Source organism: Nocardioides seonyuensis, from assembly GCF_004683965.1.
Classification (GTDB): Bacteria; Actinomycetota; Actinomycetes; order Propionibacteriales; family Nocardioidaceae; genus Nocardioides; species Nocardioides seonyuensis.
In genome coordinates this window covers 1,483,736-1,505,970 of sequence record NZ_CP038436.1, presented here as the reverse complement: position 1 = coordinate 1,505,970, position 22,235 = coordinate 1,483,736, and the positions used below count along the sequence as shown (strand labels likewise).

The following is a 22,235-nucleotide window of genomic DNA, read 5'->3' as shown; positions in this document are numbered from 1 at the left end:
AATCAGATCGTGGAGCTTCCGCGTCACGTTGTGACACCGAAGCTCCACGATCCAATCTGCGGTGGCGGTGGGATTTGAACCCACGGTGGGTTTGACCCCACACATCATTTCGAGTGATGCACCTTCGGCCGCTCGGACACGCCACCGCGGGAGAGATTACCGCCCGAGCGGCCGAGGCGCTAAATCACTCAGCGGAGGTGGTGCGCCACGTGCTCCATCACGACGACGTCGGGACCCGGCTTCCCGGACTTGCCCCGGCTGCGCTTGTTGTTGATGTCGCTGGTGTCCTGCGCCAGCAAGATGGCCGAAGCCGCGATGGCGTCGCTCATGACGTCGAGGGCGTCGACGTTGAGGTTGGAGATGTCGTCCTCGGGCGTGTGGTAGTTCGGGTCGAGGATGATCCCGGCGGTGCCACCGAACAGGTCCTCCTGCTCCTCGGTCTTGACGTCGTCGGCCCCGGTGAACAGGCCCGAGGACGGGATGCCCGCGTCGATGAAGGCGGCGTAGTCGGACCGGCCGCTGAACGGGGTGTCGACCCACGCCTGGTCCTGGCTGTCGAACCAGTCGGTCAGGACGTCCTCGGTCTCGGCGGAGCCCTCGGGCACGTCGACGTCGGCCTCGTAGGTCGACTGGTCGGCGTCGTAGACACCGATGATGTGGTTGGGCGAGCCCACCATGTCGAAGTTGAGGTAGGTCGCGATGTCCTCCAGCGCGGCCGGGTCGTTCTCCTTCAGGTCGGCGACGTAGTGCTCCGAGCCGAGCAGGCCGTGCTCCTCCGCGCCCCACCAGGCGAAGCGGAGCTTGTTGTTGAGCTTGTTGGCCTTCGCCAGCTGGACCGCCGTCTCGAGGAGGGCGGCCGAACCGGTGCCGTTGTCGTTGATGCCGGGTCCGTCGTTCACGGAGTCGAGGTGGGCGCCCATCATGACGACGTTGTCGTCGCGGCCCTTGTCGGTCTCGGCGAGGACGTTGAAGGTGCTGCGCTCCTCGAGCACGGTCTGGGCCTCGAACGTGGTGGTCTCGCCCAGCCGGGCCAGCAGCGCCTTGCCGTCGGCCTGCGTGATGCCGGTGGCGGGCGCGTAGTCGCCGGGGCCGCCGAGCGTGCCGTGGAGCTCCCCCTCCTCGTTGTTGTAGACGACCGCGGCAACCGCGCCGGCGGTCTTGGCGTTGGCGGCCTTCACCCCGAACGCGCAGGCGCCGCGGCTGATCAGTGCGACCGACCCAGCGGGGAAGCCGGCCCAGTCGCCGGCCGCGCAGCCGGTCGCGACGGCCGGTGCGGCGAGCGGTCCGGTGACGCCGCCGACGGGAGTCGAGGGGCTGTAGGACATGACGTTCTCGTCGATCGGGCTGCCCCCCACGGTGAGGCTGGAGGAGACGACCTCGAAGTAGGTGAAGTCGAACCACTGGCGCTGGGTGTCGTAGCCGGCGGCTCGGAGGGTGTCCTCGACATAGGCCCCCGACGCGTCGTAGCCGGAGGTGCCGGCGCCGCGGTTTCCGTCGTGGGAGTCGGCGATGTCCTGGAACGCCTCGAGGTGGTCCATGACGTCGGCGACCTCGACCGCCTTGGCCATCTTCTCGGGGTTGTTGGGGTTGGGGGCGCCTTGGGCAGGCATGGTCAGCAGCGCAAGTGCCGTGGTGGTGGCAGCAGCGACGGCCAACGTCTTCCGGTGTGAGTGCATGGTTGATGCAGACCTTCCGTGTCGGCGGGGGGCTCCATCCGAGTCGGCCCCTCCGTGCCAGCGACTGTAACCTGCGTCACATTCGGGGACGAGCCGCCCCTGTGGCCGGCCTCAGCGGTGGCGTGCGAAGAACCCGTCGAGCAGCTCCTGCGACTCCTCCGCCAGCACCCCGGCCACCACCTCGGGCCGGTGGTTGAGCCTGCGGTCGCGGACGACGTCCCACAGCGAGCCCGCGGCGCCGAGCCGGTCGTCGTACGCCCCGAAGACGAGGCGGTCGACGCGGGAGAGGACCACGGCGCCCGCGCACATCGTGCAGGGCTCGAGGGTGACGACGAGCGTGCAGCCGGTGAGCCGCCACTCGCCACGTGCTGCGGCGGCAGCACGCAACGCCACCACTTCGGCGTGGGCGGTGGGGTCGGCGGTGGCCTCGCGCAGGTTGTGGCCGGTGCCGATCAGCTCGCCGGAGGGGTCTAGGACGACCGCGCCGACGGGTACGTCGTCGGCGGCGCCCGCCGCGGCTGCCTCCGCCAGCGCGAGTCGCATGGCGCCGGCCCACACCGAGGCGGCCGGCTCAGCAAGAGGTGAGGTCATGCAGTGGTCAGCCCGATGGCGTCGTCGAAGAGCTCGCCGAACCCGAGGCGCCGGGCGACGTCGGAGAGCATCTCGTCGGGGTAGAGGTCGGCCTCGTCGAGCAGGGCTCCCATGTCGGCGGCGGGCAGGCCCAGGTCGCCGAGGATGTCGAGGTCGCCGGCCGGCACCGGGTCGCCGTCGTCCTCGTGGGCGGGGAGGCCGAGGAAGTCGATGGCGGACTGTGCGAGCTCCCACTCGTCGGCTGCGGTCACGTCGGAGAGCAGCACCCTGGCGCCCGAGCCAGAGACCCTGACGAGGACGAAGAAGTCCTCGTCGACGGCGATCATGCCCAGCGCGCCGCCGTCGGCGTCGAGCCTGCGCAGGGCGTGGGTCAACGTGTCCACGGACTCGCAGGCAGTCGCCGCGATCCTGCTGACCTGCCAGCGGCCGTCCTGACGGATGGCAGCCACGGCGAAGTCGATGCCGTCGCTCTGCTCGGGCATGATCGCTCCCTCCGTGGACCAGTGCTCGTCGACGCTCGATCCCTGACGCTCCAATCTCCCAGAAACCAGCACGGCCGCCAACCCCTTTGGCACGGCCTCCGCATAGGCTTCGCCACATGCGTCTGCACGTCGTCGACCACCCGCTCGTCTCCCACAAGCTCACGGTGCTCCGAGACACCGGGACCGACTCGCCGACGTTCCGCCGCCTCACCGACGAGCTGGTGACCCTGCTCGCCTACGAGGCCACCCGCGAGGTGCGCGTCGAGCCCCACAAGATCTCGACTCCGGTGGCCCCCACGACGGGTGTCCACCTGGCTTCCCCCAAGCCGTTGGTCGTGCCGATCCTGCGCGCCGGGCTGGGCATGCTCGACGGCATGATGCGCCTGCTTCCGACCGCCGAGGTCGGCTTCCTGGGCATGGTGCGCAACGAGGAGACGCTCGAGGCCTCCACCTACGCCGAGCGGCTCCCCGAGGACCTCTCCGGGCGCCAGTGCTACGTGCTCGACCCGATGCTCGCGACCGGGGGCACGCTGGCCGCGGCGATCCGTTTCCTGACCGATCGCGGTGCCGACGACATCACCGCCATCTGCCTGCTCGTCGCGCCCGAGGGCGTCGCCAACCTCGAGGCGGGGCTCCAGGGGCTCGAGGTTCCCGTGACCGTGGTGACGGCCGCGCAGGACGAGCGCCTCAACGAGCACGGCTACATCGTGCCCGGCCTGGGTGACGCCGGCGACCGGCTCTACGGCCTGGCCCACTGACCCTGGCCCTCCGCCGATTGGGCGACTCTTTGCACTGAGTGCAATACTGCACTCCATGTTCGATAGTGCAACCTCGTTGCGCGCCTCCAAGCGCATGGAGACGGCGCGCCGCATCATGCGAGCGGCCAACGAGCTGACCCTGGCCCACGGCCTCGACGGTTGGACGATGGACGACCTGGCAGAGGCGAGCGACGTCTCGCGGCGCACGCTCTTCAACTACTTCCCCGCCAAGCTCGACGCGGTGCTCGGCCCGCTGCCGACCCTCGAGGGGGAGGCGATCGAGACGTTCCTGGCCCAGGGGCCGACGGGGGAGCTGCTCGAGGACTGCCGCGTCCTGGCCCACCGGATCCTCGACGAGGAGCAGTACGACCGCAGCCAGCTGGAGCTTCACCGCGCCGTCATCGTCACCAACCCGCGACTGCTGCTCGAGGTGCACGGGCGCTTCGAGCAGGTCACCGCGTCGCTCGTCGGACACATCCTGCAGCGCGAGGGTGAGTCGTTCGGCGCCGACCGCGCCGTCATCCTCGTCCGCCTCATGGTGGCGCTGTTCGACTGCTCCCTCGGGTCCCTGGTGCCCGGTGCCGAGGCGCCGGCCGCGCCGGACCGACCGCTCACCGAGCTCTTCGACGCCGCCCTCGACACGGCGCGCGAGCTGTTCGCCTGACCCTCCGCACCTCCCCGGGCCTCGCCCGGGGACCCGCCCGCATTTCCGATCCGTCCCAGGAGATCCCCGCATGGCAACCCTGCTCCACCGACTCGGCCGCACCGCCTACCGCCGCTGGCCGTTCTTCCTGCTGGCCTGGGCGATCGCGTTCGGCGCGGTGGTCGGCTTCGCGGCCACCAACGCCAAGCCGATGAGTGACGCCGTCACGATCCCCGGCATCGAGTCGGAGCAGGCCGCCGACCTCCAGGAGGAGCTGTTCCCCGAGAGCATCGACGCCTTCTCGCGGGCCACCGTCAACGTCGTGCTCGTCGCTCCCGAGGGTGACCGGCTCGCCGACGAGGAGTACGCCGCCCCGATCGACGCCCTCACCGCAGGGATCGCGGAGCTGCCCCAGGTCGCACGCGACCTCGAGCTGGTGAGCCCTGTGGCCGCGGCCCAGGGCCAGGAGCAGGCCATGCTGGACGCGGCGAAGGAGAGCGGGCAGCCGCTCGACGTCGCCCGCGCCAACGCCGACGTCCTCTCGCCGCTCTCCGAGGACGGTCGCGTCGGCATCCTGTCCTTCGACTGGGACGTCGAGTCGCCGACCGAGGTCGACCCCGAGACCCTCGACGCCCTCGAGGAGCTGATGGCCGACGTCGCGGAGGAGAGCGGGCTCCGCCTCGAGGCCAACGGCTCGGGCATGAGCGCCATCACCGAGCTGGGGCTGACGTCCGAGGCGATCGGCGTGGCCGTCGCCCTCGTGGTCCTGCTCATCACCTTCGGCTCGCTCGTGGCGGCCGGGATGCCGATCGTGATCGCCCTCGTGGCGGTGGCCCTGACGAACGTCGGCATCATCGCGATGACCTACTTCACCGACATCGGCAGCACCACCCCGATGCTGGCGACGATGATCGGGCTCGCGGTCGGCATCGACTACACGCTGTTCATCCTGGCGCGCTATCGGTCCGAGCTGCACCACACCGACGACCGGCGCGAGGCCGTCGCGATCGCCGTCGGAACCGCCGGGTCGGCGGTCGTCTTCGCCGGCCTCACCGTCGTCATCGCCCTTGCCGCGCTGATCGTCGTGCAGATCCCGTTCCTCACCTCGATGGGCTTCGCCGCGGCGACCGGTGTGACGCTGGCCGTGCTGGCCGCGCTCACGCTCCTGCCCGCGATGCTGGGCATGCTGAAGTCCAAGGCCTTCGGCGGCCAGGTCATCAGGCACGCCCCCGCGCGGGAGGCCGACGGGCTCGTCCTCAACAACGGCGTGCGCTGGGCCCGGCTCGTCGGCAAGGCGCCGGCCGTGTTCGCCGTGCTGGTCGTCGTACTGCTCGGGGTCCTGGCCTTCCCGGTCAAGGACCTGCACCTCGCGTTCCCCACCGACGGCACCAAGCCGACCTCGACAACCCAGCGCCAGGCCACCGACCTGATCGCCCAGTCCTTCGGCCCCGGCCGCGAGGGGCCGCTGGTGGTCGTGGTCGACGCTCGCGACGTCCCCGAGGACGAGCGCGGCCCGGCCTTCGGGCAGGTGGCCGAGTGGGCCGCCGGGCAGGACGGCGTCGCCAACGCCCAGGTCGTGATGACCAACGAGGACGGCACCGGTGCGCAGGTCCTGGTCACCCCGACCACCGGACCCGACGAGGTCGCGACCGAGGAGCTGCTCGCCGACCTGCGCGAGGGCCAGGCTGGCATCGAGGCGGAGTCGGGCGCCACGACCGGGGTCACCGGTCTGACCGCGATCACCTCCGACGTGTCCGAGCGCCTCAGCGACGCGCTGCCGGTCTACCTGGCCGTGGTCATCGGGCTGGCGTTCGTGCTGCTGGTGCTGGTCTTCCGATCCATCCTGGTGCCGCTGACCGCCACCCTGGGCTTCCTGCTCTCCGTGCTGGCGACCCTCGGCACGACCGTGCTGGTGTTCCAGGACGGAGCGCTGGGCATCGTCGAGGGCCAGCCGATCGTCTCCTTCATGCCGATCATCCTGATCGGGATGGTCTTCGGGCTGGCGATGGACTACCAGGTGTTCCTGGTGACCCGGATGCGTGAGGCCCACGTGCACGGCATGTCGACGAGGGACGCTGTCGTCGACGGCTTCCGCAACAGTGCGCGCGTGGTGACCGCGGCCGCGGCGATCATGATCGCGGTGTTCGCGGCCTTCATCCTGCAGACCGAGCCGATCATCCAGTCGATGGGCTTCGCGCTCGCGGCCGCCATCGTCCTGGACGCCTTCGTGGTGCGGCTGGTGCTGATCCCGGCGGTGCTCTACCTGCTCGGCGAGAAGGCGTGGTGGATCCCGGCGTGGCTCGACCGCGTCCTGCCGAACGTCGACGTCGAGGGCGAGAAGCTCGAGCGGCCGCACCTGCGTCCCGACCAGGTGCTGGAGCCGGAGGACGCGTTCGTCTGAGCGAGGGCGTGACGGAGGCCACCTGAGACGAAGTCGGGTGCGAGAAGGGCGCGTGTAACTTGAGGCCCGCTCACACCTTCAGGAGGCACCCGTGCGCATCGGCATCCCCCGCGAGTCCCGTCCCGGCGAGACACTGGTCGCTGCGACCCCCAAGACCGCCGAACAGCTGACCAAGCTGGGCTACGACGTCGTCGTCGAGGCCGGGGCAGGCGAGGCCGCGGCCGCGCCGGACCAGGCGTTCACCGACGCGGGCATCACGGTGGGCGACGCCGAGCAGGTGTGGTCCAGCGACATCATCGTCAAGGTCAACGCCCCCACCGACGAGGAGATCGGGCGGCTCCGCCGGGGCGCCACCGTCATCTCCCTGATGGCGCCCGCCCGTAGCCCTGAGCTCGTCGAGCGGCTGGCTGCGGCGGGCGTGACCGCGCTCGCGATGGACGCCGTCCCGCGCATCTCGCGTGCCCAGTCCATGGACGTGCTGTCCTCGATGGCCAACGTCGCGGGCTACCGCGCGGTCATCGAGGCCGCCCACGAGTTCGGCCAGATGTTCACCGGCCAGGTGACCGCTGCCGGCAAGACCAACCCGGCCCGCGTCTTCGTCGTGGGTGCCGGCGTGGCCGGCCTGGCCGCGATCGGCGCGGCCTCGTCGATGGGCGCGATCGTGCGCGCCTTCGACGTACGCCCCGAGGTGGCCGAGCAGGTCGAGTCCATGGGTGCGGAGTTCGTGCGCGTCGAGATGGAGCAGGAGGTCAGCTCCGACGGCTACGCCAAGGAGATGACGGCCGAGCAGGAGGCCGCGACCGCGCTGATGTACGACGAGGAGGCCCGCGCTGCCGACATCGTCATCACGACCGCGCTGATCCCCGGTCGGCCGGCGCCCAAGCTGATCACCCCCGAGACGATCGCCGGCATGCGCGACGGCAGCGTCATCGTCGACATGGCCGCGGCCAACGGCGGCAACGCCGCCGCGACGGTCAAGGACGAGCGGATCGTGACCGACAACGGCGTGGTCGTGCTCGGCTACACCGACCTCGCCGGCCGCCTCGCCGCGCAGACGAGCCAGCTCTTCGGCACCAACGTCGTCAACCTCCTCAAGCTGCTGACCCCCGAGAAGGACGGTCAGCTCGTCCTCGACATGGACGACGTGGTCCAGCGCGGCATCGCGGTGACCCGTGAGGGGGAGGTGATGTGGCCACCGCCGCCGGTCCAGGTGAGCGCTGCCCCCACGGCACCGGCCGCCGCGCAGCCGGAGCCGGAGCCGAAGAAGCCCGCCGACCCGAGGAGGAAGGTCTTCGCCGGCGCGCTGGCTGCGGTCCTCTTCGCCGTGCTCGCGATGTACTCGCCTGCGGAGTTCCTGGGCCACTTCACCGTCTTCGCCCTCGCGGTCTTCGTCGGCTACTACGTGATCTCCAACGTCGCGCACGCCCTGCACACGCCCCTGATGAGCGAGACCAATGCCATCTCGGGGATCATCCTGGTCGGCGGCATCCTCCAGGTCGGCAGCGACAACGCAGTCGTGACCGCGCTCGCGCTCGTCGCCGTGCTGGTGGCCAGCATCAACATCTTCGGCGGGTTCCTCGTGACCCTCCGGATGCTCGAGATGTTCCGGAAGGACTGACCCATGACCGACATCCTGAGCTCCGAGCGGATCCCCGGCCTGGTCCAGGCCTCCTACATCATCGCCGGCGTCCTGTTCATCGTGGCGCTCGCCGGCCTGAGCAAGCACGAGACCGCCAAGCGCGGCAACATCGCCGGCATGGTCGGCATGGCCATCGCCCTGCTGGCGACCCTGCTGCTGGCCGCGCGCAACGCGTCGTACGACAGCAGTGGCCGCGTCGTCGAGGTCCTCGGCATGGTCTTCGCGGCGATGCTCGTCGGCGGCCTGATCGGTGCCTGGAAGGCGCGCACGGTCGAGATGACCGGCATGCCCGAGCTGATCGCGATGCTCCACAGCTTCGTCGGCCTCGCCGCGGTGCTGGTGGGCTACAACTCGTTCCTCGAGGTGGCCGACCACTCCGGTCTGGGCGGCTCCGACAAGGTGCACGCCGTCGAGGTCTTCCTTGGCGTCTTCATCGGTGCGGTGACCTTCACCGGCTCGATCGTGGCCAACCTCAAGCTCAGCGCGAAGATGAAGTCCGCTCCGCTGGTGCTGCCGGCGCGCCACCTGCTCAACCTGCTGATCCTGCTCGCCTCGGCCGGGCTGATGGTGTGGTTCATGCTCGACCAGGACGAGTCCGGCCTGCTGCCGCTGGGGATCATGACGGTCCTGGCGCTCTTCCTCGGCTTCCACCTCGTCGCCGCGATCGGCGGCGGCGACATGCCGGTGGTCGTCTCGATGCTCAACTCCTACTCCGGCTGGGCCGCGGCGGCCGCCGGGTTCATGCTGAGCAACGACCTGTTGATCATCACCGGCTCGCTGGTCGGTTCCTCCGGTGCGATCCTCAGCTACATCATGTGCCAGGCGATGAACCGCTCGTTCATCTCAGTCATCGCCGGTGGGTTCGGCTCCGACGGCACGGTCTCCGGCGAGGAGCGCGACTACGGCGAGCACCGCGAGGTGCAGGCCGACGAGGTCGCCGAGCTGCTCGCAGGCGCCAAGTCGGTCGTGATCACCCCCGGCTACGGCATGGCCGTCGCGCAGGCGCAGTACCCCGTCGCCGAGATGACCCGCAAGCTGCGCGAGAAGGGCGTCGACGTCCGCTTCGGCATCCACCCCGTCGCGGGTCGACTGCCCGGCCACATGAACGTCCTGCTCGCCGAGGCCAAGGTTCCCTACGACGTCGTCCTCGAGATGGACGAGATCAACGACGACTTCCCCGACACCGACGTCGTGCTCGTCATCGGTGCCAACGACACCGTCAACCCCGCTGCGATGGAGGAGCCCGGCTCGCCCATCGCTGGCATGCCGGTCCTCGAGGTCTGGAACGCCAAGGAGGTCATCGTCTTCAAGCGGTCGATGGCCACCGGCTACGCCGGCGTCCAGAACCCGCTGTTCTTCAAGGACAACTCCCGCATGCTCTTCGGTGACGCCAAGGACCGCGTCGAGGACATCAACCGCGCCCTGGGCTGACGAGGTCAGAGCTGGGTGCCGGCGGCCATGCCGATGAGGTAGGTGACCCCCATTGCCAGCAGGCCTCCGGCCACGGTGCGGAGGATGGCGCGCACCCGCGGGCTGAAGCCGAGCCCCGCGCTGACGTAGCCGGTGAGGGCGAGCGCGAGGGTGACCGAGACGACGGTGGCCAGCACCCGGACCGACTCTGGCGCGAAGGCGATCATCAGCAGCGGCAGCAGCGCGCCCACCGTGAAGGCGACCATCGAGGCCCAGGCGGCGTGCCATGGGTTGGTGAGCGCGTCCGGGTCGATCCCGAACTCGATGTCGGCGTGAGCGCGCAGCGCGTCGTGGAGGGTCATCTCCTCGGCGGCCAGGGCCGCAGTCTCGGCGGAGAGGCCCTTGTCCTCGAGCATCAGCGCCAGCTCGCGCTGCTCGGTCTCGGGCATCTTCTCCAGCTCCATCGCCTCGAGCGTGAGGATGGACCTCTCGGAGTCGCGCTGGGTGCTGACGGAGACGTACTCGCCTGCGCCCATGCTGAGGGCGCCGGCCACGAGGGCGGCGATGCCGGCCAGGAGGATGGCGCCGTGGTCGTCGGTGGCCCCGGCCACCCCCACCACGACACCCGCGGTGGAGACGATCCCGTCGTTGGCGCCGAGGACTCCGGCCCGGAGCCAGTTGAGGCGACCGCTCATGTCCCCGAAGTCGTCGTGGAAGTGCTGCGGGTCCTCGTCGGTGCCGATCTCCATGCTCATGGGGGGATCCTCGCCACTGGCGGCGGATGATTCAACGAAGGTGAGGCTGGGCTTAAGGTCGCACGCATGGCCCTCATCCTCGTCACCGGCGCATCCGGCTTCATCGGCCGACGTCTCGTCCCGGCCCTGGTCGAGGAGGGGCACGAGGTGCGGGCCATGACCCGCACTCCCGAGGAGTACGCCGGCCTCGGTGACCCGGTCTTCGGCAACGTGCACGACCCTGACTCGCTGGTCGGCGCCCTGGCGGGCGTGGAGATCGCCTACTACCTCGTCCACTCGCTCGACAGTGACGACTTCGAGCGCAAGGACGCGGATGCGGCGCGGGCCTTCGGCCGGGTCGCTGCCGAGGCGGGGGTCCGCCAGATCATCTACATGGGCGGACTCGGCTCCGACGACCAGGACCTCTCGGCCCACCTCCGCTCGCGCCGGGAGGTCGAGGGACTCCTCGCCGAGGGCGGCGTCCCGGTGACCGTGCTCCGGGCGGCGGTGGTGGTGGGTGCGGGCGGCATCTCGTGGGAGATCACCCGCCAGCTCGTCAAGAACCTCCCCGCCATGGTCGTGCCGCGCTGGGCGAAGACCCGGACCCAGCCGATCGCGCTGGACGACGTCATCCGCTACCTCGTCGGCGTGGCCGACAACCCGGACGCCCTGGGCCGCACCTTCGAGATCGGCGGTCCCGACCAGCTGACGTACGTCGAGATGCTGCAGGTGGTCGCCGAGGTCCGCGGCGGCTCCCCCATCCCGCTGACCACCGTGCCGGTGTTCACGCCGCGTCTGTCGTCGTACTGGCTGGCCCTGGTCACCGACGTCGACGCCACCACGGGCCGCAACCTCATCGACTCCATGGGCACCGAGGTCCTCGTCACCGACCACTCGATCAGGGACGTCGTGCCCGGTGAGCCGCTGAGCTACATCGAGGCGGTGCGGATCGCATTGGCCGAGACCGATGAGCGTGCCTGACCGGCCAACGCCTAGACCACCAGGGGCAGCGCCAGCAGCATGGCCAGCGACCAGGTGATGTGGGTCAGGATCGGCGCAAGGACACCGCCGCTGGCGCGGCGCTGCAGTCCCACCACGACCCCGAGCAGCAGCGCCGCGAACGACAGCATCGGGTTGCCGGTGACGGTGGTCGCGAGCACGTAGGCCAGCGTCGTCCAGACCACGGGATGGCGGGGGATCGCGGCGTAGACCGCGCCGCGGAAGAACAGCTCCTCGCCGATCCCGTTGACGGCGGTGATCACCACGAGCAGGGCGAGCGGCCCCTCGTCGGCGTACTCCAGCACGTCCTGGGTGCGGTCGGCCAGGAACGGGATCTCGCGCACCACCAGTGCCCCCACGACGAACACCCCGGCCAGGGCCAGCCCGAGCGCGATCGGCGGCCAGACGGGGCGGCGGGGCACGTCCCCGATGCGGCCGAGGTGGAGCTGGCCGGAGGCGAAGGCGCCCACGGTCCACACCGCGGCGAGCGCCGACGTGGCGGGGTAGAAGAGCGGGTTGCCCGGCTCGATGCGCAGCGACCACGCCAGGGTCACCGCACCGACCAGCACGGTCAGCACGCACACCACCTGGCGCCGCCGGAGACCCGCGGGGGTGTCGCGGTGGTCGCGTGGGACGCGCTCCACCAGCGAGTGGCGCAGGCTGCGCAGGATCGGCCGGTGCACCCGCTCAGGCTAGGGGGTAGGTGCCGATGACCTCGTGTCGCGGCCGACGCCGGGGGCCCTCCCCGAGGTACGACGCCACCAGCGCCACCTCGTCCAGCGTCCAGGTCGGCCCCTGGTAGGCGTCGAGGACCCGGACGAACGACGTGACGTTGTCGGGGTGGCCCAGCCGCGCCAGGGTCAGGTGGGCCCGGAAGCGCTGGCCGTCGACCTGGGCGCCGGCCTTGCCGAGCGCCGCCCGGGCGCCGGTGGCCATGCGGTCGAGCTCGACCCGGTCGTCCTCGCTGGCCAGCAGGCCGGACCAGAGGACCTTCGCCCGGTCGGGGTGCGGGAAGGCGCCGCCGCCGGCGAAGCTCAGCTCGACCGGGCGCCGCTTGCGGGCCGCTCGCTCCAGGCGTGCCTCCAGGTCATCGAGCGCGCGGTCAGGCACCTCGGACGAGAAGGCGAGCGTGAGGTGCCACTGGGACGGGTCGGTCCAGCGGTAGTGCCGACCGCTCAGCGCGGCCGCTTCCCGCCGGGAGGACAGGAAGGCGTCGAGGTGCTCCACCGCCTCCGGTGGTGGGAGCGCCGCGACGAACGCCCTCACAGGCCCAGGTCGCGCCCGATCAGCATCTTCATGATCTCGTTGGAGCCCGCCCAGATCTTGGTGACCCGGGCGTCGCGCCAGGCGCGGGCGACGCGGTACTCGTTCATGTAGCCGTAGCCGCCGTGCACCTGCACGCAGTGGTCGAGCACGTCGTTCTGCACCTGCGAGGTCCACCACTTGGCCTTGGCGGCGTCGACGGGGGTGAGCTCCTTCTTGGTGTGCGCGATGACGCACTGGTCGACGTAGGCCTGCGTGACGTCGATGCGCGTGACCAGGTCGGCGAGGAGGAACTGGGTGTTCTGGAAGGCCCCGATCGGCTGGCCGAACGCCTGACGGTCCTTGGCGTACTGGATGGTCTCCTCGAGGATCTGCTTGGCGTGCGCGAGGTTGGTGACCGCGCTGCCGAGCCGCTCCTGGGGCAGGAACTGCATCATCGAGATGAAGCCGGTGTCGAGAGGGCCGACCAGGTCGTCGTTGCTGACGCGGACGTTCTCGAAGGCGAGCTCGGCGGTGTCGGACTCGTCCTGGCCGACCTTGTCGAGGACGCGACCCACGGAGAAGCCGTCGAGGGTGGTGTCGACCGCGAAGAGCGAGATGCCCTTGGCCTTCTTCTCCGGGCTGGTGCGTGCCGCGACCAGGACCAGGTCGGCCGAGCCGCCGTTGGTGATGAAGGTCTTGGAGCCGTTGAGGATCCAGTCGTCGCCGTCGCGGACGGCGGTGGTCTTGAGGTTGGCGAGGTCGGAGCCGCCGCCCGGCTCGGTCATCCCGATCGCGGTGACGAGCTCACCGCTGGCGGCCTTGGGGAGCCAGCGCTTGCGCTGCTCGTCGTTGGTCAGGTGGACCAGGTAGGGCACGGTGATGTCGGCGTGGATCCCGACGCAGCTCGGCAGGGTCATGTTGACCTTGGCGAGCTCCTCGGTGAGGACCGCGTTGAAGCGGTAGTCGCCAGCCTCGGAGCCACCGAACTCGTCGGGGATCTCGAGGCCGAGGAAGCCCTGGCGGCCGGCAGCCAGCCAGAAGTCGCGGTCGAGGCCGTGGCCCTCCGCGTAGGACTCGAGGTTGGGGACGACCTCACGGTCGAGGAACTCCTTGACGGAGCTCCGGAATGCCTCGTGGTCCTCGTCGTAGATCTCGCGCTTCATGGCATGGATGTTACTCGCTGGTCACACCCCGGGACGCGTCACATCCGGGTGACCTCAAATTCTGCAAACAGCCTCCAGATCTGTGCTGTGGTGCGACCCTCGAGGTGGGGCAGCACAGCGTCGTTCGTGGGGAAGGTCGCGTGGGATGAACGTGGAGTGGCAGCGACCCCGCGCGCACGCGTGGGGAGGAGATCCGGAGCGGGCAGCACTCCTGGCGATAGCCGAGGACATCCGCTCCCGGGCGGGCTTCAAGGTGTGCGCCGTGGAGGTGCTCCGCGCCGACCGCATGCTGGAGTTCGTCGCCATCGCCGGTGCGGACGACGAGGGCAGGGACCTCCTGGGCCAGGCCTCCCCGGTGGACGCGATGCACGCGGCGCTCAGCCTCGGCGCCGACTACGGCGCCTTCACTTTCGTCGCCGGCGAGTGGATGACGGACGAGGCCAGTGAGCTGATGGCGAGGTACGGCCACGTGCCGGAGCTCCCGCCGGCGAACGAGCCCGACGCGTGGCTCGCCACGGATATGCTGGCCGCCCGGATCGTCGACGCGCAGGAGAGGCTGCGTGGCATCGTCTACCTGGACGAGCCGCTCTCGGGACGCCGACCCACGCCCGAGCAGATCAGCGAGCTCGGCTCGATGCTCGCCCTCCAGCTGCGCGCGATCCTGACCCACTTCGACCGCGAGCAGCTCGAGGGCCAGCTGCGAGTCGCGCGCTCGGCCAGCGCCGCGATCAGATCCATGTCCAGCGAACGCGACCTGGGCGGTTTCCTCAAGAAGGCCCGCCACCACCTGAAGGAGGGTTTCCGCGCCTCCGACCTCCAGATCCGCCTGTTCGACGGCGGGCACGAGCTCAATCTCTCCCGGAGGAGCGAGCAGGACGTCGATCCGCGGCACCATCGGCTGCTGGACGAGGCCGCACAGCGGGCGTGGAGCGCCCAGACAGCGCTGATCGTCGAGCCCGGACACGTCTGGGGGGACGAGATCCTGGCGCGCGAGGGCGGCGAGGACCTCGACCTCTACCTCGCCCGGCTCGGCGCGGCGGCCGTGGTGCTGGTGCCCATCGGTGCGGCCGACGAGGCACTCGGCTACGTCTGGGTGGTCCGTCATGACGTGAGGTGGACCGAGGCCGAGTCGATCGCGGCCCTCTCCGCCGGCCACGACCTAGGCCGCGCCGTGGTCAACGCCCGGGCCTTCGCCCGGGAGGAGCAGCTCGTCGGCGAGCTCCAGCGGCTCGACCAGTACCGCACCCAGCTCATCGCCACCATCACCCACGAGATGAAGAACCCGATCGGCGCGCTCGCGGGACACCTCGAGCTGATCGACATGCAGCTCGAGGACGGTCTGCAGGTGCCCGAGGCGATCGTGCGCTCGCTCTCGACCATGAGTCGCAGCGTGGACCGCCTGTCCGCGCTCGCGTCGAGCCTTCTGGAGCTCACCAGGCTCGGACAGTCCGACACCCCGCTCGTGCGCCGACCGGTGGACCTGGGTGATCTCGTGGCCGAGGTGGCGGCCCTCTTCGAGGCGCAGGCACGCGCCGCCGGAGTGGAGCTCACCTTCGACGCCGACTCGGGCTCGGTGGTCACCGGCGATGCCGCCGAGCTGGAGATGCTGGTCACCAACCTGGTCTCGAACGCCGTGAAGTACACCGAGCCCGGCGGCAGCGCCGACGTGACGGTACGACGTGACGGGGACCGGGCAGTCCTCACGTGCGCGGACTCGGGGATCGGTATCACCCCGGCGGACCAGGATCTGGTCTTCGGCGAGTTCCACCGCTCGGGGGATCCCCGTGCGCGCCAGCGCCCGGGCTCCGGACTGGGCCTGTCGATCGCCAAGCGGATCGTGGAGCGCCACCGGGGCACCATCTCCGTGACGTCAGAGCACGGGAATGGCAGCGTCTTCACGGTCCGTCTCCCGCTCGCGGGGCCCGAGGACCACCCCGGCCCGACCTGAGACCGACCGCCCGACGGCTGGTCGATGACCTCCGGGGGAGCTGGGACCTACGATCAGGGCAGGGAGGTCCCGTGGACGGACGAGTCGCACACCAGGACGGTGGGGCGGACCGATCGCGCGTCCAGGCCTGGGGCGACGAGCAGACCCGGGAGCTCGTCCAGAAGGTGACCCTCGACATCCCTGCGCGCGCGGGGGTCGAGTCCTGCGTCGTGGAGGTGGTGCGGCCCGACGGTCACGTCGAGCTCGTCACGGTCGCCGGAGACTCCCCCGAGGACGTGCTGCGCGACACCGAGGAGCTCCGCCAGCGGGTGCGGGTCGACCTCGACGAGGGGGAGCCCGACGGGGACGACGTCTGGTTCAGGGCCGAGGGCCCGGGGTGCGGTGAGCTGCTGGTGCGGGCGGTCCGCGACGAGGACGGCGACCTGCGCGCGATCGTCTACCTCGGTCCCGCGCGTTCGGCGGAGGGCGGTCCAGCGGTGCCCGAGCAGGTCGACGAGGCCCTGCGGCTCTCCCTGCGGTGCCTGCTCATCATCGTGGAGCACGAGCGGCTCGCCCAGAGCGTGCGGATGACCTCCGTCGTACGCCGGCTCCTGCACACCCCGGACGTCCGCCACGACGAGGAGGCTCTGGTGAGCCGGGCCGTCGAAGAGCTGGGAGGCGCGTTCGACGCGACTGCGTTCGAGGTGCACGTCTTCGGGGCGGGGTGGACCGGGCCGATGAGCCGCTGCCTGTCCCCGGAAGAGTGCGACGCCCTGGCTGACGCCGCGGAGCGCGCCTGCTCCTCGCACCATGTGGTGGTGGTCGAACCCGGCGAGGTCTGGGGCGACGACGAGCTGCGCTCGATCGGGGCGGCCCTGGACGCCATGCTGGACGATGTCGACGCTCGCACGGTCGTGCTCGCCCCGGTCGGGGCATCGGGCACCGCCCTGGGGCTCATGCTGATCGCGCGAGGGTGGGAGGGCCGGCGCTGGACCGACGCGGAGAGCGAGGCAGTCCTCGACTTCGGCCACGACCTGGGGCGCAAGATCGTCGACGCCCGGGCCACCCACCGAGAGCGCGACCTGCTCGAGCAGCTCAACTGGCACGAGGAGCTGCGCCGGTCGTTCCACAACACCATCACCCACGAGCTCAAGACGCCGCTCACGATCATCCGGGCCAACGCCGAGCTGCTGGCGATGGCCGACGGCCTCCCCGCGGAGGCGGCACAGCGGCTCGAGGCCATCGAGCGCGGTGTCGTACGCATGATGGGCATGGTCAACGACCTCACGACCCTGGCCCGGGTCAGCGATCCCGACCGCGACCAGTTCCGCGTCACCGTCGACGTGGGGACCCTGGTGCAGGAGGTGACCAACGCCATGGAGGCGGTGGCGTCCCGCGCTGGGGTGACCCTCGAGATGGACGAGCCGGCGACGGTCTGCCTGACCCGCGGCGATCCCGACCAGCTGAGCGGCGCCCTGACCAACGTCGTGGACAACGCGGTGAAGTACTCCGACCCGGGTGGCCACGTGTCCGTCTCGCTGCGACGGGAGGGGCCGTGGCTCGTCCTCGCCTGTCGTGACGAAGGGCTCGGCATCTCCGTGGACGACCAGGCCGCCCTGTTCACGCCCTTCTTCCGCTCGTCCAACCCCGAGGCACTCGCCCGGCCGGGGACCGGGCTCGGCCTCGACATCGTCAAGGGGGTGGTGGAGCGCCACGAGGGTCAGGTCAGCGTCGAGTCCGAGCTGGGCAGGGGCACCACCGTGCGCCTGATGTTCCCGGCCATGGACGACCGGCGTCGCACCCCACGCTGACGCTGATGTGGTCGCGCCTCCCTGACCAACCCTTCCGGCGTACGTTGGGGTGATGGCTCTGTCTGCGGCGCTCGCCGGCCTGCTCGTGCAGGCCGTCACGCTGTCCCTGGGCGCGCCCGCACCTGTCGTGACAGGTGCACGCGAGTACGCCCGCACCGTCCTGCAGCCGCGCACCGACGGCACGCTCGTGGCACCCAGCTCGGGACTCGGCAGCAGGCCGCCGTCGTGGCTGGGCACCCGCGAGCTCCCGGTCGACCCTGCGACCGGCTACGGCGAGGTACGACGCACGCCCCCTGCCCTGCGGACCCGGGGGTGGACGCTGCCCGACCGGCTGCCTGCGCTGCCCGGCGAGGGCTACGCCGCTCGTGTCGTCGTACCCGCACCCCGGCACGTGATCCGCCGCTCGACCTGGCGGCCCGGCTGCCCGGTGGGGCGCCGCGATCTCGCCTGGGTGCGACTGGCGTTCTGGGGGTTCGACGCCCGACGCCACACCGGGGAGCTGCTCGTCCACCGCACGGTGGCCCGGGACGTCGCGAAGGTGTTCGGCCGGCTCTACCGCGCGCGCTTCCCCATGGAGCAGGTCGTCGTGGTGCCGACGTGGGACCCCGAAGCACCGCCCACGGGCGACGGCAACGGGACGGGCGCGTTCGTGTGCCGGGCATCGACCGGGACGTCGTACTTCTCCCAGCACGCCTACGGGCTCGCCATCGACGTCAACACGTTCCAGAACCCGTACGCGAAGGGACAGGTCCTGCTGCCGGAGCTGGCGTCGTCCTACCTGCGGCGCGACGAGGTGCGTCCCGGCATGATCACCGCCGACGGGCCGGTCGTCGAGGCGTTCGCCTCGATCGGCTGGGAGTGGGGCGGCGACTGGCGCCGCTCACTGGACTACCAGCACTTCAGCCGCAACGGGTTGTGAGCGCGTCGGTGACGAAGGTGCTGCTCACACGACGCGCTCGGGCGCGTCGCCCCTGAGGTCCACGACGACGTCCTCGTCGGGCGGGGTGATGTCGAGCTCGCGGTCGAACTCGCTGAACTCGACCCTCCCCGGGTCGTCGCCCGAAGGGGTGATCATCTTGACGACCCTGTGGGGCTCGGCGACCGAGATCCAGATGGTGGTCCAGATGCCGAAGGACTTCTCCTTGACGGGGACGGTCTCGACGTCCCCGACCACCTCGACGTCGCCCTGGCTCACCGATCCGTCGTCGAAGAGCTTCGGGTCGAAGGTGTCGAGGACCTGGTCGAAGTCGCACAGCGGCCCGAGCATGGCGTCCGAAGGTGGCCTGGCCCACTTCGAGCCCACCAGCGCGATGACGACCCGGGCCTCCTTGGGGGTGTCGAGGGTCGCCCGCCAGAACCGCTCGTCACCCTTGATCCAGGCCCCTTGGTCGTCCTTGACGAACCTCGCGGTGCCGCGACCCATCTCGAACTCGCCCTCGCACTGGCCGTCGGACCGAATGCGGACGTCCATCGCGATGACGCCGTCGGCGGTCGTGAACGTGCCCGCCATCCTGAGCGACTCGAGCTCGCGCATCTCGTCGAAGGCGTCGAGGGCGAGGGCTCGTGGGTCCTGCGGAACCGGCTCCTCGCGGGTGGCGTCAGTGCTCGCCGAGCACGCGGCCAGCAGCAGGGGGGCGGACGCGGCCAGCACCGCGACTGCCAGTCCCGAGACGGTCATGGTGGTCTCCCTCGTCCGCGCCATTCCACCAGAGTCCACGGGGGGACGTCCATGAGCGGACTCCAGCGGCGTCAGCAGCGAATTGTCAGGCCTGCGCGCCGGGGCGGTCTCCGAGGTCGAGGACCTCCGTGTGCGGTGGGGTGTCGAACTCGGCCGGGAGGTCGAAGTCGGAGAGCACCACCTGCACCCGCGCGTGCGCGTCCTCCTGAACCATCTTGACGAAGTAGTGAGGCTCTTCGAGGGAGACCCACGCGTCCGTCACGCTGTCCTCGTCAGTCACCTGCAGCCTGACCGCCTTCTCACCCGCCGCCTCGCCGAGCCCTTCGTTCACCAGCACGAGGTTGCTCGGCGGCTCGCCCTCGTCGACGGCTGACTGCTCCTCCTCGGTGAGTAGGTCGGCCATGAGCCGGCACAGTGGTACGGGGTCCAGCGGCACGGTGTCGGACTTCTTGACCCAGCGTCCCTCCAGGACTCGAGACCGTGCGGGCATCGGCTGTTCCGTGAGCAGGCTCAGCTTCTGCCAGCTCCACGCGCTGCCCCTCAGGAACGATCCGTCCGGCGTGGTGAGGACGTCGAACGACGCAGTGTCCAGGCTGACCTCGCCGCTGCAGTGCCCCCCGGTGCCCGTCATGAGGCTGAAGTCGATGGTCGCCTTGCCCTTGCCCTCGGGGTCGACGAAGCCGGAGACGCGCAGTGTGCGGGTGTCGGAGGTGGCCGACGCGGCGTCGACGAAGATCGCGCCCGCGTCCTCGCCGGCGTAGGGGTATCGGAGGTCGTCGACCACCGCGCAGCCGCTCAACGTCATCACCGCGATCGCGCCGGCCAGCCTTGGTCGTACGCCCTGCACGTTCCTGCCTCTCGTCCGGCACCCCCGCCTGTCAGGGGGTGTAGATCTCCTTGGAGGCCGGCTTCGTCACGACGACCTCCTCGTTGAACTCGGAGAAGGCGAAGGTGCCCCTTTGGCGAGCCTCGTCGGTGGATGCCTTGAGGATGTAGTGCGGTGCCTCGCTGGAGACCCAGATGCGCTCGGTGTAGGCCCCACCGGGGGTGGAGCTCATCTCGACGGCTGCGCGGCCGTCGAGGTCGACCTCGTCCCCGACCGTGACACCGTCGACGTCCGTCAGCGTGTCCACGTCCTTGAACAGCTTGTCGAGGTCGCAGAACTTGCTGAACGCCTTGCGGCTGGCGGCGTCGTCCAGGGCCACCCAGTGCGTGCTCAGCTTCTCCAGCGCTGCGCGCGGCACCTGGCTCTTCCCGACCATGTTGAAGAAGCCGGTGTCACCCTTGAACCAGATCTTCTCGTCGACGCGCCGGACGTCGACGTTGTTGCCGCTCTCGCGCAAGGTGCCCCGGCAGTCGCCGGACCGACTCACCCACATGTCGAGGAAGAGCTCCCGTCCGTTCTCCTGGTGCGGGCCGGTGAGCCTGACCGTCTCGATGTCCTTGATGGCCTTGACCGCCGACTGGGCGATCGCCTCGGGCTCCTGCTTGGCGAAGTCGCTCTTGGTGAGCTCCTCGATGGTCCCGCACGAGGACAGGACGGCCCCCAGCACTCCCACGGCGATGGCACGCCGTGCCCCCTTGTTGCCCAGCACAGTGAATCCCTCTGTTCGTCCGACGGCTCCGGACATTCGACCACGCCTGCCGGCGCACCACAGCGGAGTTGGCGAGTTTGCCGAGATGCACCTGCATGGCGGCCGGCGTCACCCAGCCCTCGTCGCGCCCACCAGCGCGGCGGCCACGGTGGCGGCATGCTCCGGCGCCACGAGCCCGGACGTGACCCTGACATGGGGAGGGGCCGCCGGGCCGGGGAAGAAGGGGCTGCCGGGGGCCGCACGGATCCCCGCAGCGGCGAGGTGGGCCAGGGCAGCGCGCTCGTCACGGACCGGGAGCCACAGGTTGATGCCGTCGGGCGCGGGCAGGTGCAGTCCGAGCTCGGCGAGATGTGCGACCAGGTCGCGTTGGCGACCGAAGTACTGTCGCCTCGCCTCGCTGACCTCGTCGAGCGAGCGTGCCTCGGTGAGCAGGTCGTGCAGGATGGTCTGGAGCATCCGGGAGGTCCACCCGGGGCCGAGCATCCGCCGTCCGACGAGGGAGTCCACCAAGGAGGCGGGACCGCCCAGGGCCGCGATCCGGAGGTCGGGTCCGTGGGACTTGGAGAAACTGCGCACGTGCACCGTGCGGTCGGGAAGGTGGTTGCCCAGCGAGACGTCGGGCCTGGTGCTGATGGACCCCGAGTGGTCGTCCTCGACGATCCAGGGACATGCGGGGGCCCTCCGGAGCACGCCGGCCAGCGTCTGCGCGCGGACGCCGGTCATCGCGACGCCGGTGGGGTTGTGGGCCCGGGGCTGCAGCACGACGGCGACCGGCGACGCCTCCAGGGCCGTCCGCAGGGATGTCGGCCGGATCCCGTGGCGGTCCAGCTCCACTGGGATGATCTCGGCGCCCAGTGACTCGACGAGGTCGTAGAACATCGGGTAGCCGGGTGACTCCAGCACCACCCGGTCGCCCAGCCGGACCACCAGCTCGAGCGTGCGGTTGATCCCGTCCATCGCGCCGTTCACGACCGTCAGCGCCTCGACCGGGCTGGGCCAGCTGCCCAGCAGCAGCTGGCGCAGGGCCGGCAGGACCGGCTCGTCCTGGTAGACCCCGGTGAAGGCCGGCGTGGACACCCGGCCCAACGCGGGACCGAGGGCTGGGAGCAGCGTGGGATCGGGCGTGCCGCGGGAGAGGTCCAGCCGGACCTGCTCGGTCGGACCCGCCACGAGTCCCTGCTGGCGCGGGGTGAGCCAGGTGCGGGGGGTGTCGAGCACGAAGGTGCCCGACCGCCCACGGGAGACGACCACCCCGGTGCGCCGCAGCGCCTGCCACGCGGCGCTGACCGTGGCGGGACTGACCCCCAGCTCGGCCGCCACCGCGCGGACGGTCGGCAACCGGTCGCCGGGGACCAGCTCGCCGGAGCGCACCGCCCGCGCGAAGGTGCCCGCGATGCCCTGGGGAGTGCGGTCCTCGAGCGCCGAGAGGTCGGGGGAGCTGGCCACGAGAGTCCTGTCTAGCGCAGAGAAGGAAGTCCGGGGA

Annotated in this window: 20 protein-coding genes and 1 tRNA gene; 9 read left to right on the top strand and 12 right to left on the bottom strand. The window is 70.6% G+C overall.

What is annotated here, in order from left to right; genetic code table 11:
- Nucleotides 1-59 precede the first annotated feature (59 nt).
- The 4 genes from EXE58_RS07430 to EXE58_RS07415 form a co-directional block, all read right to left on the bottom strand.
- Nucleotides 60-146 (bottom strand) — tRNA-Ser (locus EXE58_RS07430).
- Nucleotides 147-188: 42 nt separating this feature from the next.
- Nucleotides 189-1,676 (bottom strand): M20/M25/M40 family metallo-hydrolase, encoded by a 1,488-nt coding sequence (locus EXE58_RS07425; RefSeq protein WP_208544165.1) that lies wholly within the window; start codon nucleotides 1,674-1,676, stop codon nucleotides 189-191.
- 111 nt (nucleotides 1,677-1,787) lie between these two features.
- Nucleotides 1,788-2,219, bottom strand: coding sequence for a nucleoside deaminase (locus tag EXE58_RS07420; RefSeq protein ID WP_135269480.1), 432 nt, complete (start codon nucleotides 2,217-2,219; stop codon nucleotides 1,788-1,790).
- Nucleotides 2,220-2,263: 44 nt separating this feature from the next.
- Nucleotides 2,264-2,749, bottom strand: a complete 486-nt coding sequence (locus EXE58_RS07415) for a tRNA adenosine deaminase-associated protein (protein ID WP_135267293.1) — start codon at nucleotides 2,747-2,749, stop codon at nucleotides 2,264-2,266.
- 116 nt (nucleotides 2,750-2,865) lie between these two features.
- Here EXE58_RS07415 and upp point away from each other — a divergent pair, with 116 nt between their 5' ends.
- The 5 genes from upp (at nucleotide 2,866) to pntB (ending at nucleotide 9,621) form a co-directional block, all read left to right on the top strand.
- Nucleotides 2,866-3,507 (top strand): uracil phosphoribosyltransferase, encoded by a 642-nt coding sequence (upp, locus tag EXE58_RS07410; RefSeq protein ID WP_135267292.1) that lies wholly within the window; start codon nucleotides 2,866-2,868, stop codon nucleotides 3,505-3,507.
- 55 nt (nucleotides 3,508-3,562) lie between these two features.
- The gene (locus tag EXE58_RS07405) at nucleotides 3,563-4,171 is read left to right on the top strand and encodes a TetR family transcriptional regulator (protein ID WP_135267291.1); all 609 of its coding nucleotides are present in this window, start codon (nucleotides 3,563-3,565) and stop codon (nucleotides 4,169-4,171) included.
- 70 nt (nucleotides 4,172-4,241) lie between these two features.
- Nucleotides 4,242-6,551: an MMPL family transporter gene (locus EXE58_RS07400; RefSeq protein WP_135267290.1), complete on the top strand. Its 2,310-nt coding sequence runs from the start codon at nucleotides 4,242-4,244 to the stop codon at nucleotides 6,549-6,551.
- 91 nt (nucleotides 6,552-6,642) lie between these two features.
- Complete coding sequence (locus EXE58_RS07395; RefSeq protein ID WP_135267289.1) at nucleotides 6,643-8,169, top strand: Re/Si-specific NAD(P)(+) transhydrogenase subunit alpha; 1,527 nt, start codon at nucleotides 6,643-6,645, stop codon at nucleotides 8,167-8,169.
- A gap of 3 nt (nucleotides 8,170-8,172) precedes the next feature.
- Nucleotides 8,173-9,621, top strand: a complete 1,449-nt coding sequence (gene pntB / locus EXE58_RS07390) for a Re/Si-specific NAD(P)(+) transhydrogenase subunit beta (protein WP_135267288.1) — start codon at nucleotides 8,173-8,175, stop codon at nucleotides 9,619-9,621.
- 5 nt (nucleotides 9,622-9,626) lie between these two features.
- On the opposite strand, the gene EXE58_RS07385 is transcribed toward pntB, so the two are convergent.
- Nucleotides 9,627-10,355: a VIT1/CCC1 transporter family protein gene (locus EXE58_RS07385; protein ID WP_135267287.1), complete on the bottom strand. Its 729-nt coding sequence runs from the start codon at nucleotides 10,353-10,355 to the stop codon at nucleotides 9,627-9,629.
- Between the two features lie 66 nt (nucleotides 10,356-10,421).
- Between EXE58_RS07385 and EXE58_RS07380 the strand changes: the two genes are divergently transcribed.
- Entirely contained in the window at nucleotides 10,422-11,315 is an 894-nt protein-coding gene (locus EXE58_RS07380; RefSeq protein ID WP_135267286.1) for an NAD(P)H-binding protein, read from the top strand.
- 11 nt (nucleotides 11,316-11,326) lie between these two features.
- Here EXE58_RS07380 and EXE58_RS07375 read toward each other — a convergent pair whose 3' ends face one another.
- The 3 genes from EXE58_RS07375 to EXE58_RS07365 are packed head-to-tail and all read right to left on the bottom strand — an operon-like array spanning nucleotide 11,327 to nucleotide 13,741.
- A complete protein-coding gene (locus EXE58_RS07375; protein WP_244242471.1) occupies nucleotides 11,327-12,016 on the bottom strand; it encodes a CPBP family intramembrane glutamic endopeptidase in 690 nt (229 codons plus the stop codon).
- A gap of 4 nt (nucleotides 12,017-12,020) precedes the next feature.
- Complete coding sequence (gene thpR / locus EXE58_RS07370; RefSeq protein WP_135267285.1) at nucleotides 12,021-12,599, bottom strand: RNA 2',3'-cyclic phosphodiesterase; 579 nt, start codon at nucleotides 12,597-12,599, stop codon at nucleotides 12,021-12,023.
- The gene (locus EXE58_RS07365; RefSeq protein WP_135267284.1) at nucleotides 12,596-13,741 is read right to left on the bottom strand and encodes an acyl-CoA dehydrogenase family protein; all 1,146 of its coding nucleotides are present in this window, start codon (nucleotides 13,739-13,741) and stop codon (nucleotides 12,596-12,598) included. The genes thpR and EXE58_RS07365 overlap by 4 nt, the downstream gene beginning before the upstream one ends.
- A 145-nt stretch (nucleotides 13,742-13,886) precedes the next feature.
- On the opposite strand from EXE58_RS07365, the gene EXE58_RS07360 reads away from it, so the two are divergent.
- From EXE58_RS07360 to EXE58_RS07350, 3 genes are all read left to right on the top strand, one after another.
- A complete protein-coding gene (locus EXE58_RS07360; RefSeq protein ID WP_135267283.1) occupies nucleotides 13,887-15,689 on the top strand; it encodes a sensor histidine kinase in 1,803 nt (600 codons plus the stop codon).
- Nucleotides 15,690-15,760: 71 nt separating this feature from the next.
- Nucleotides 15,761-17,479 (top strand): sensor histidine kinase, encoded by a 1,719-nt coding sequence (locus EXE58_RS07355; RefSeq protein WP_135267282.1) that lies wholly within the window; start codon nucleotides 15,761-15,763, stop codon nucleotides 17,477-17,479.
- 52 nt (nucleotides 17,480-17,531) lie between these two features.
- Nucleotides 17,532-18,398, top strand: coding sequence for a M15 family metallopeptidase (locus tag EXE58_RS07350; RefSeq protein WP_135267281.1), 867 nt, complete (start codon nucleotides 17,532-17,534; stop codon nucleotides 18,396-18,398).
- 24 nt (nucleotides 18,399-18,422) lie between these two features.
- Here the strand turns inward: EXE58_RS07350 and EXE58_RS07345 are convergent, their stop codons facing one another.
- The 4 genes from EXE58_RS07345 to EXE58_RS07330 all read right to left on the bottom strand — a co-directional run bounded on the left by EXE58_RS07345 (nucleotide 18,423) and on the right by EXE58_RS07330 (nucleotide 22,198).
- Nucleotides 18,423-19,157 (bottom strand): hypothetical protein, encoded by a 735-nt coding sequence (locus EXE58_RS07345; RefSeq protein ID WP_135267280.1) that lies wholly within the window; start codon nucleotides 19,155-19,157, stop codon nucleotides 18,423-18,425.
- Nucleotides 19,158-19,242: 85 nt separating this feature from the next.
- Nucleotides 19,243-20,004 (bottom strand): hypothetical protein, encoded by a 762-nt coding sequence (locus tag EXE58_RS07340; RefSeq protein ID WP_135267279.1) that lies wholly within the window; start codon nucleotides 20,002-20,004, stop codon nucleotides 19,243-19,245.
- Between the two features lie 31 nt (nucleotides 20,005-20,035).
- Nucleotides 20,036-20,752, bottom strand: coding sequence for a hypothetical protein (locus EXE58_RS07335; RefSeq protein WP_135267278.1), 717 nt, complete (start codon nucleotides 20,750-20,752; stop codon nucleotides 20,036-20,038).
- Between the two features lie 108 nt (nucleotides 20,753-20,860).
- Complete coding sequence (locus EXE58_RS07330) at nucleotides 20,861-22,198, bottom strand: aminotransferase-like domain-containing protein (RefSeq protein WP_135267277.1); 1,338 nt, start codon at nucleotides 22,196-22,198, stop codon at nucleotides 20,861-20,863.
- Nucleotides 22,199-22,235: the final 37 nt, after the last annotated feature.

Excerpts from the sequence above, each read along its gene's own strand:
- pntB (WP_135267288.1), top strand. The coding sequence starts at position 8,173 with ATGACCGACATCCTGAGCTCCGAGCGGATCCCCGGCCTGGTCCAGGCC.
- EXE58_RS07405 (WP_135267291.1), top strand. The coding sequence starts at position 3,563 with ATGTTCGATAGTGCAACCTCGTTGCGCGCCTCCAAGCGCATGGAGACG.
- EXE58_RS07365 (WP_135267284.1), bottom strand. The coding sequence starts at position 13,741 with ATGAAGCGCGAGATCTACGACGAGGACCACGAGGCATTCCGGAGCTCC.
- upp (WP_135267292.1), top strand. The coding sequence starts at position 2,866 with ATGCGTCTGCACGTCGTCGACCACCCGCTCGTCTCCCACAAGCTCACG.
- EXE58_RS07345 (WP_135267280.1), bottom strand. The coding sequence starts at position 19,157 with ATGACCGTCTCGGGACTGGCAGTCGCGGTGCTGGCCGCGTCCGCCCCC.
- EXE58_RS07415 (WP_135267293.1), bottom strand. The coding sequence starts at position 2,749 with ATGCCCGAGCAGAGCGACGGCATCGACTTCGCCGTGGCTGCCATCCGT.
- EXE58_RS07425 (WP_208544165.1), bottom strand. The coding sequence starts at position 1,676 with ATGCACTCACACCGGAAGACGTTGGCCGTCGCTGCTGCCACCACCACG.
- EXE58_RS07400 (WP_135267290.1), top strand. The coding sequence starts at position 4,242 with ATGGCAACCCTGCTCCACCGACTCGGCCGCACCGCCTACCGCCGCTGG.
- EXE58_RS07360 (WP_135267283.1), top strand. The coding sequence starts at position 13,887 with ATGAACGTGGAGTGGCAGCGACCCCGCGCGCACGCGTGGGGAGGAGAT.
- EXE58_RS07350 (WP_135267281.1), top strand. The coding sequence starts at position 17,532 with ATGGCTCTGTCTGCGGCGCTCGCCGGCCTGCTCGTGCAGGCCGTCACG.
- EXE58_RS07380 (WP_135267286.1), top strand. The coding sequence starts at position 10,422 with ATGGCCCTCATCCTCGTCACCGGCGCATCCGGCTTCATCGGCCGACGT.
- EXE58_RS07420 (WP_135269480.1), bottom strand. The coding sequence starts at position 2,219 with ATGCGACTCGCGCTGGCGGAGGCAGCCGCGGCGGGCGCCGCCGACGAC.
- EXE58_RS07385 (WP_135267287.1), bottom strand. The coding sequence starts at position 10,355 with ATGAGCATGGAGATCGGCACCGACGAGGACCCGCAGCACTTCCACGAC.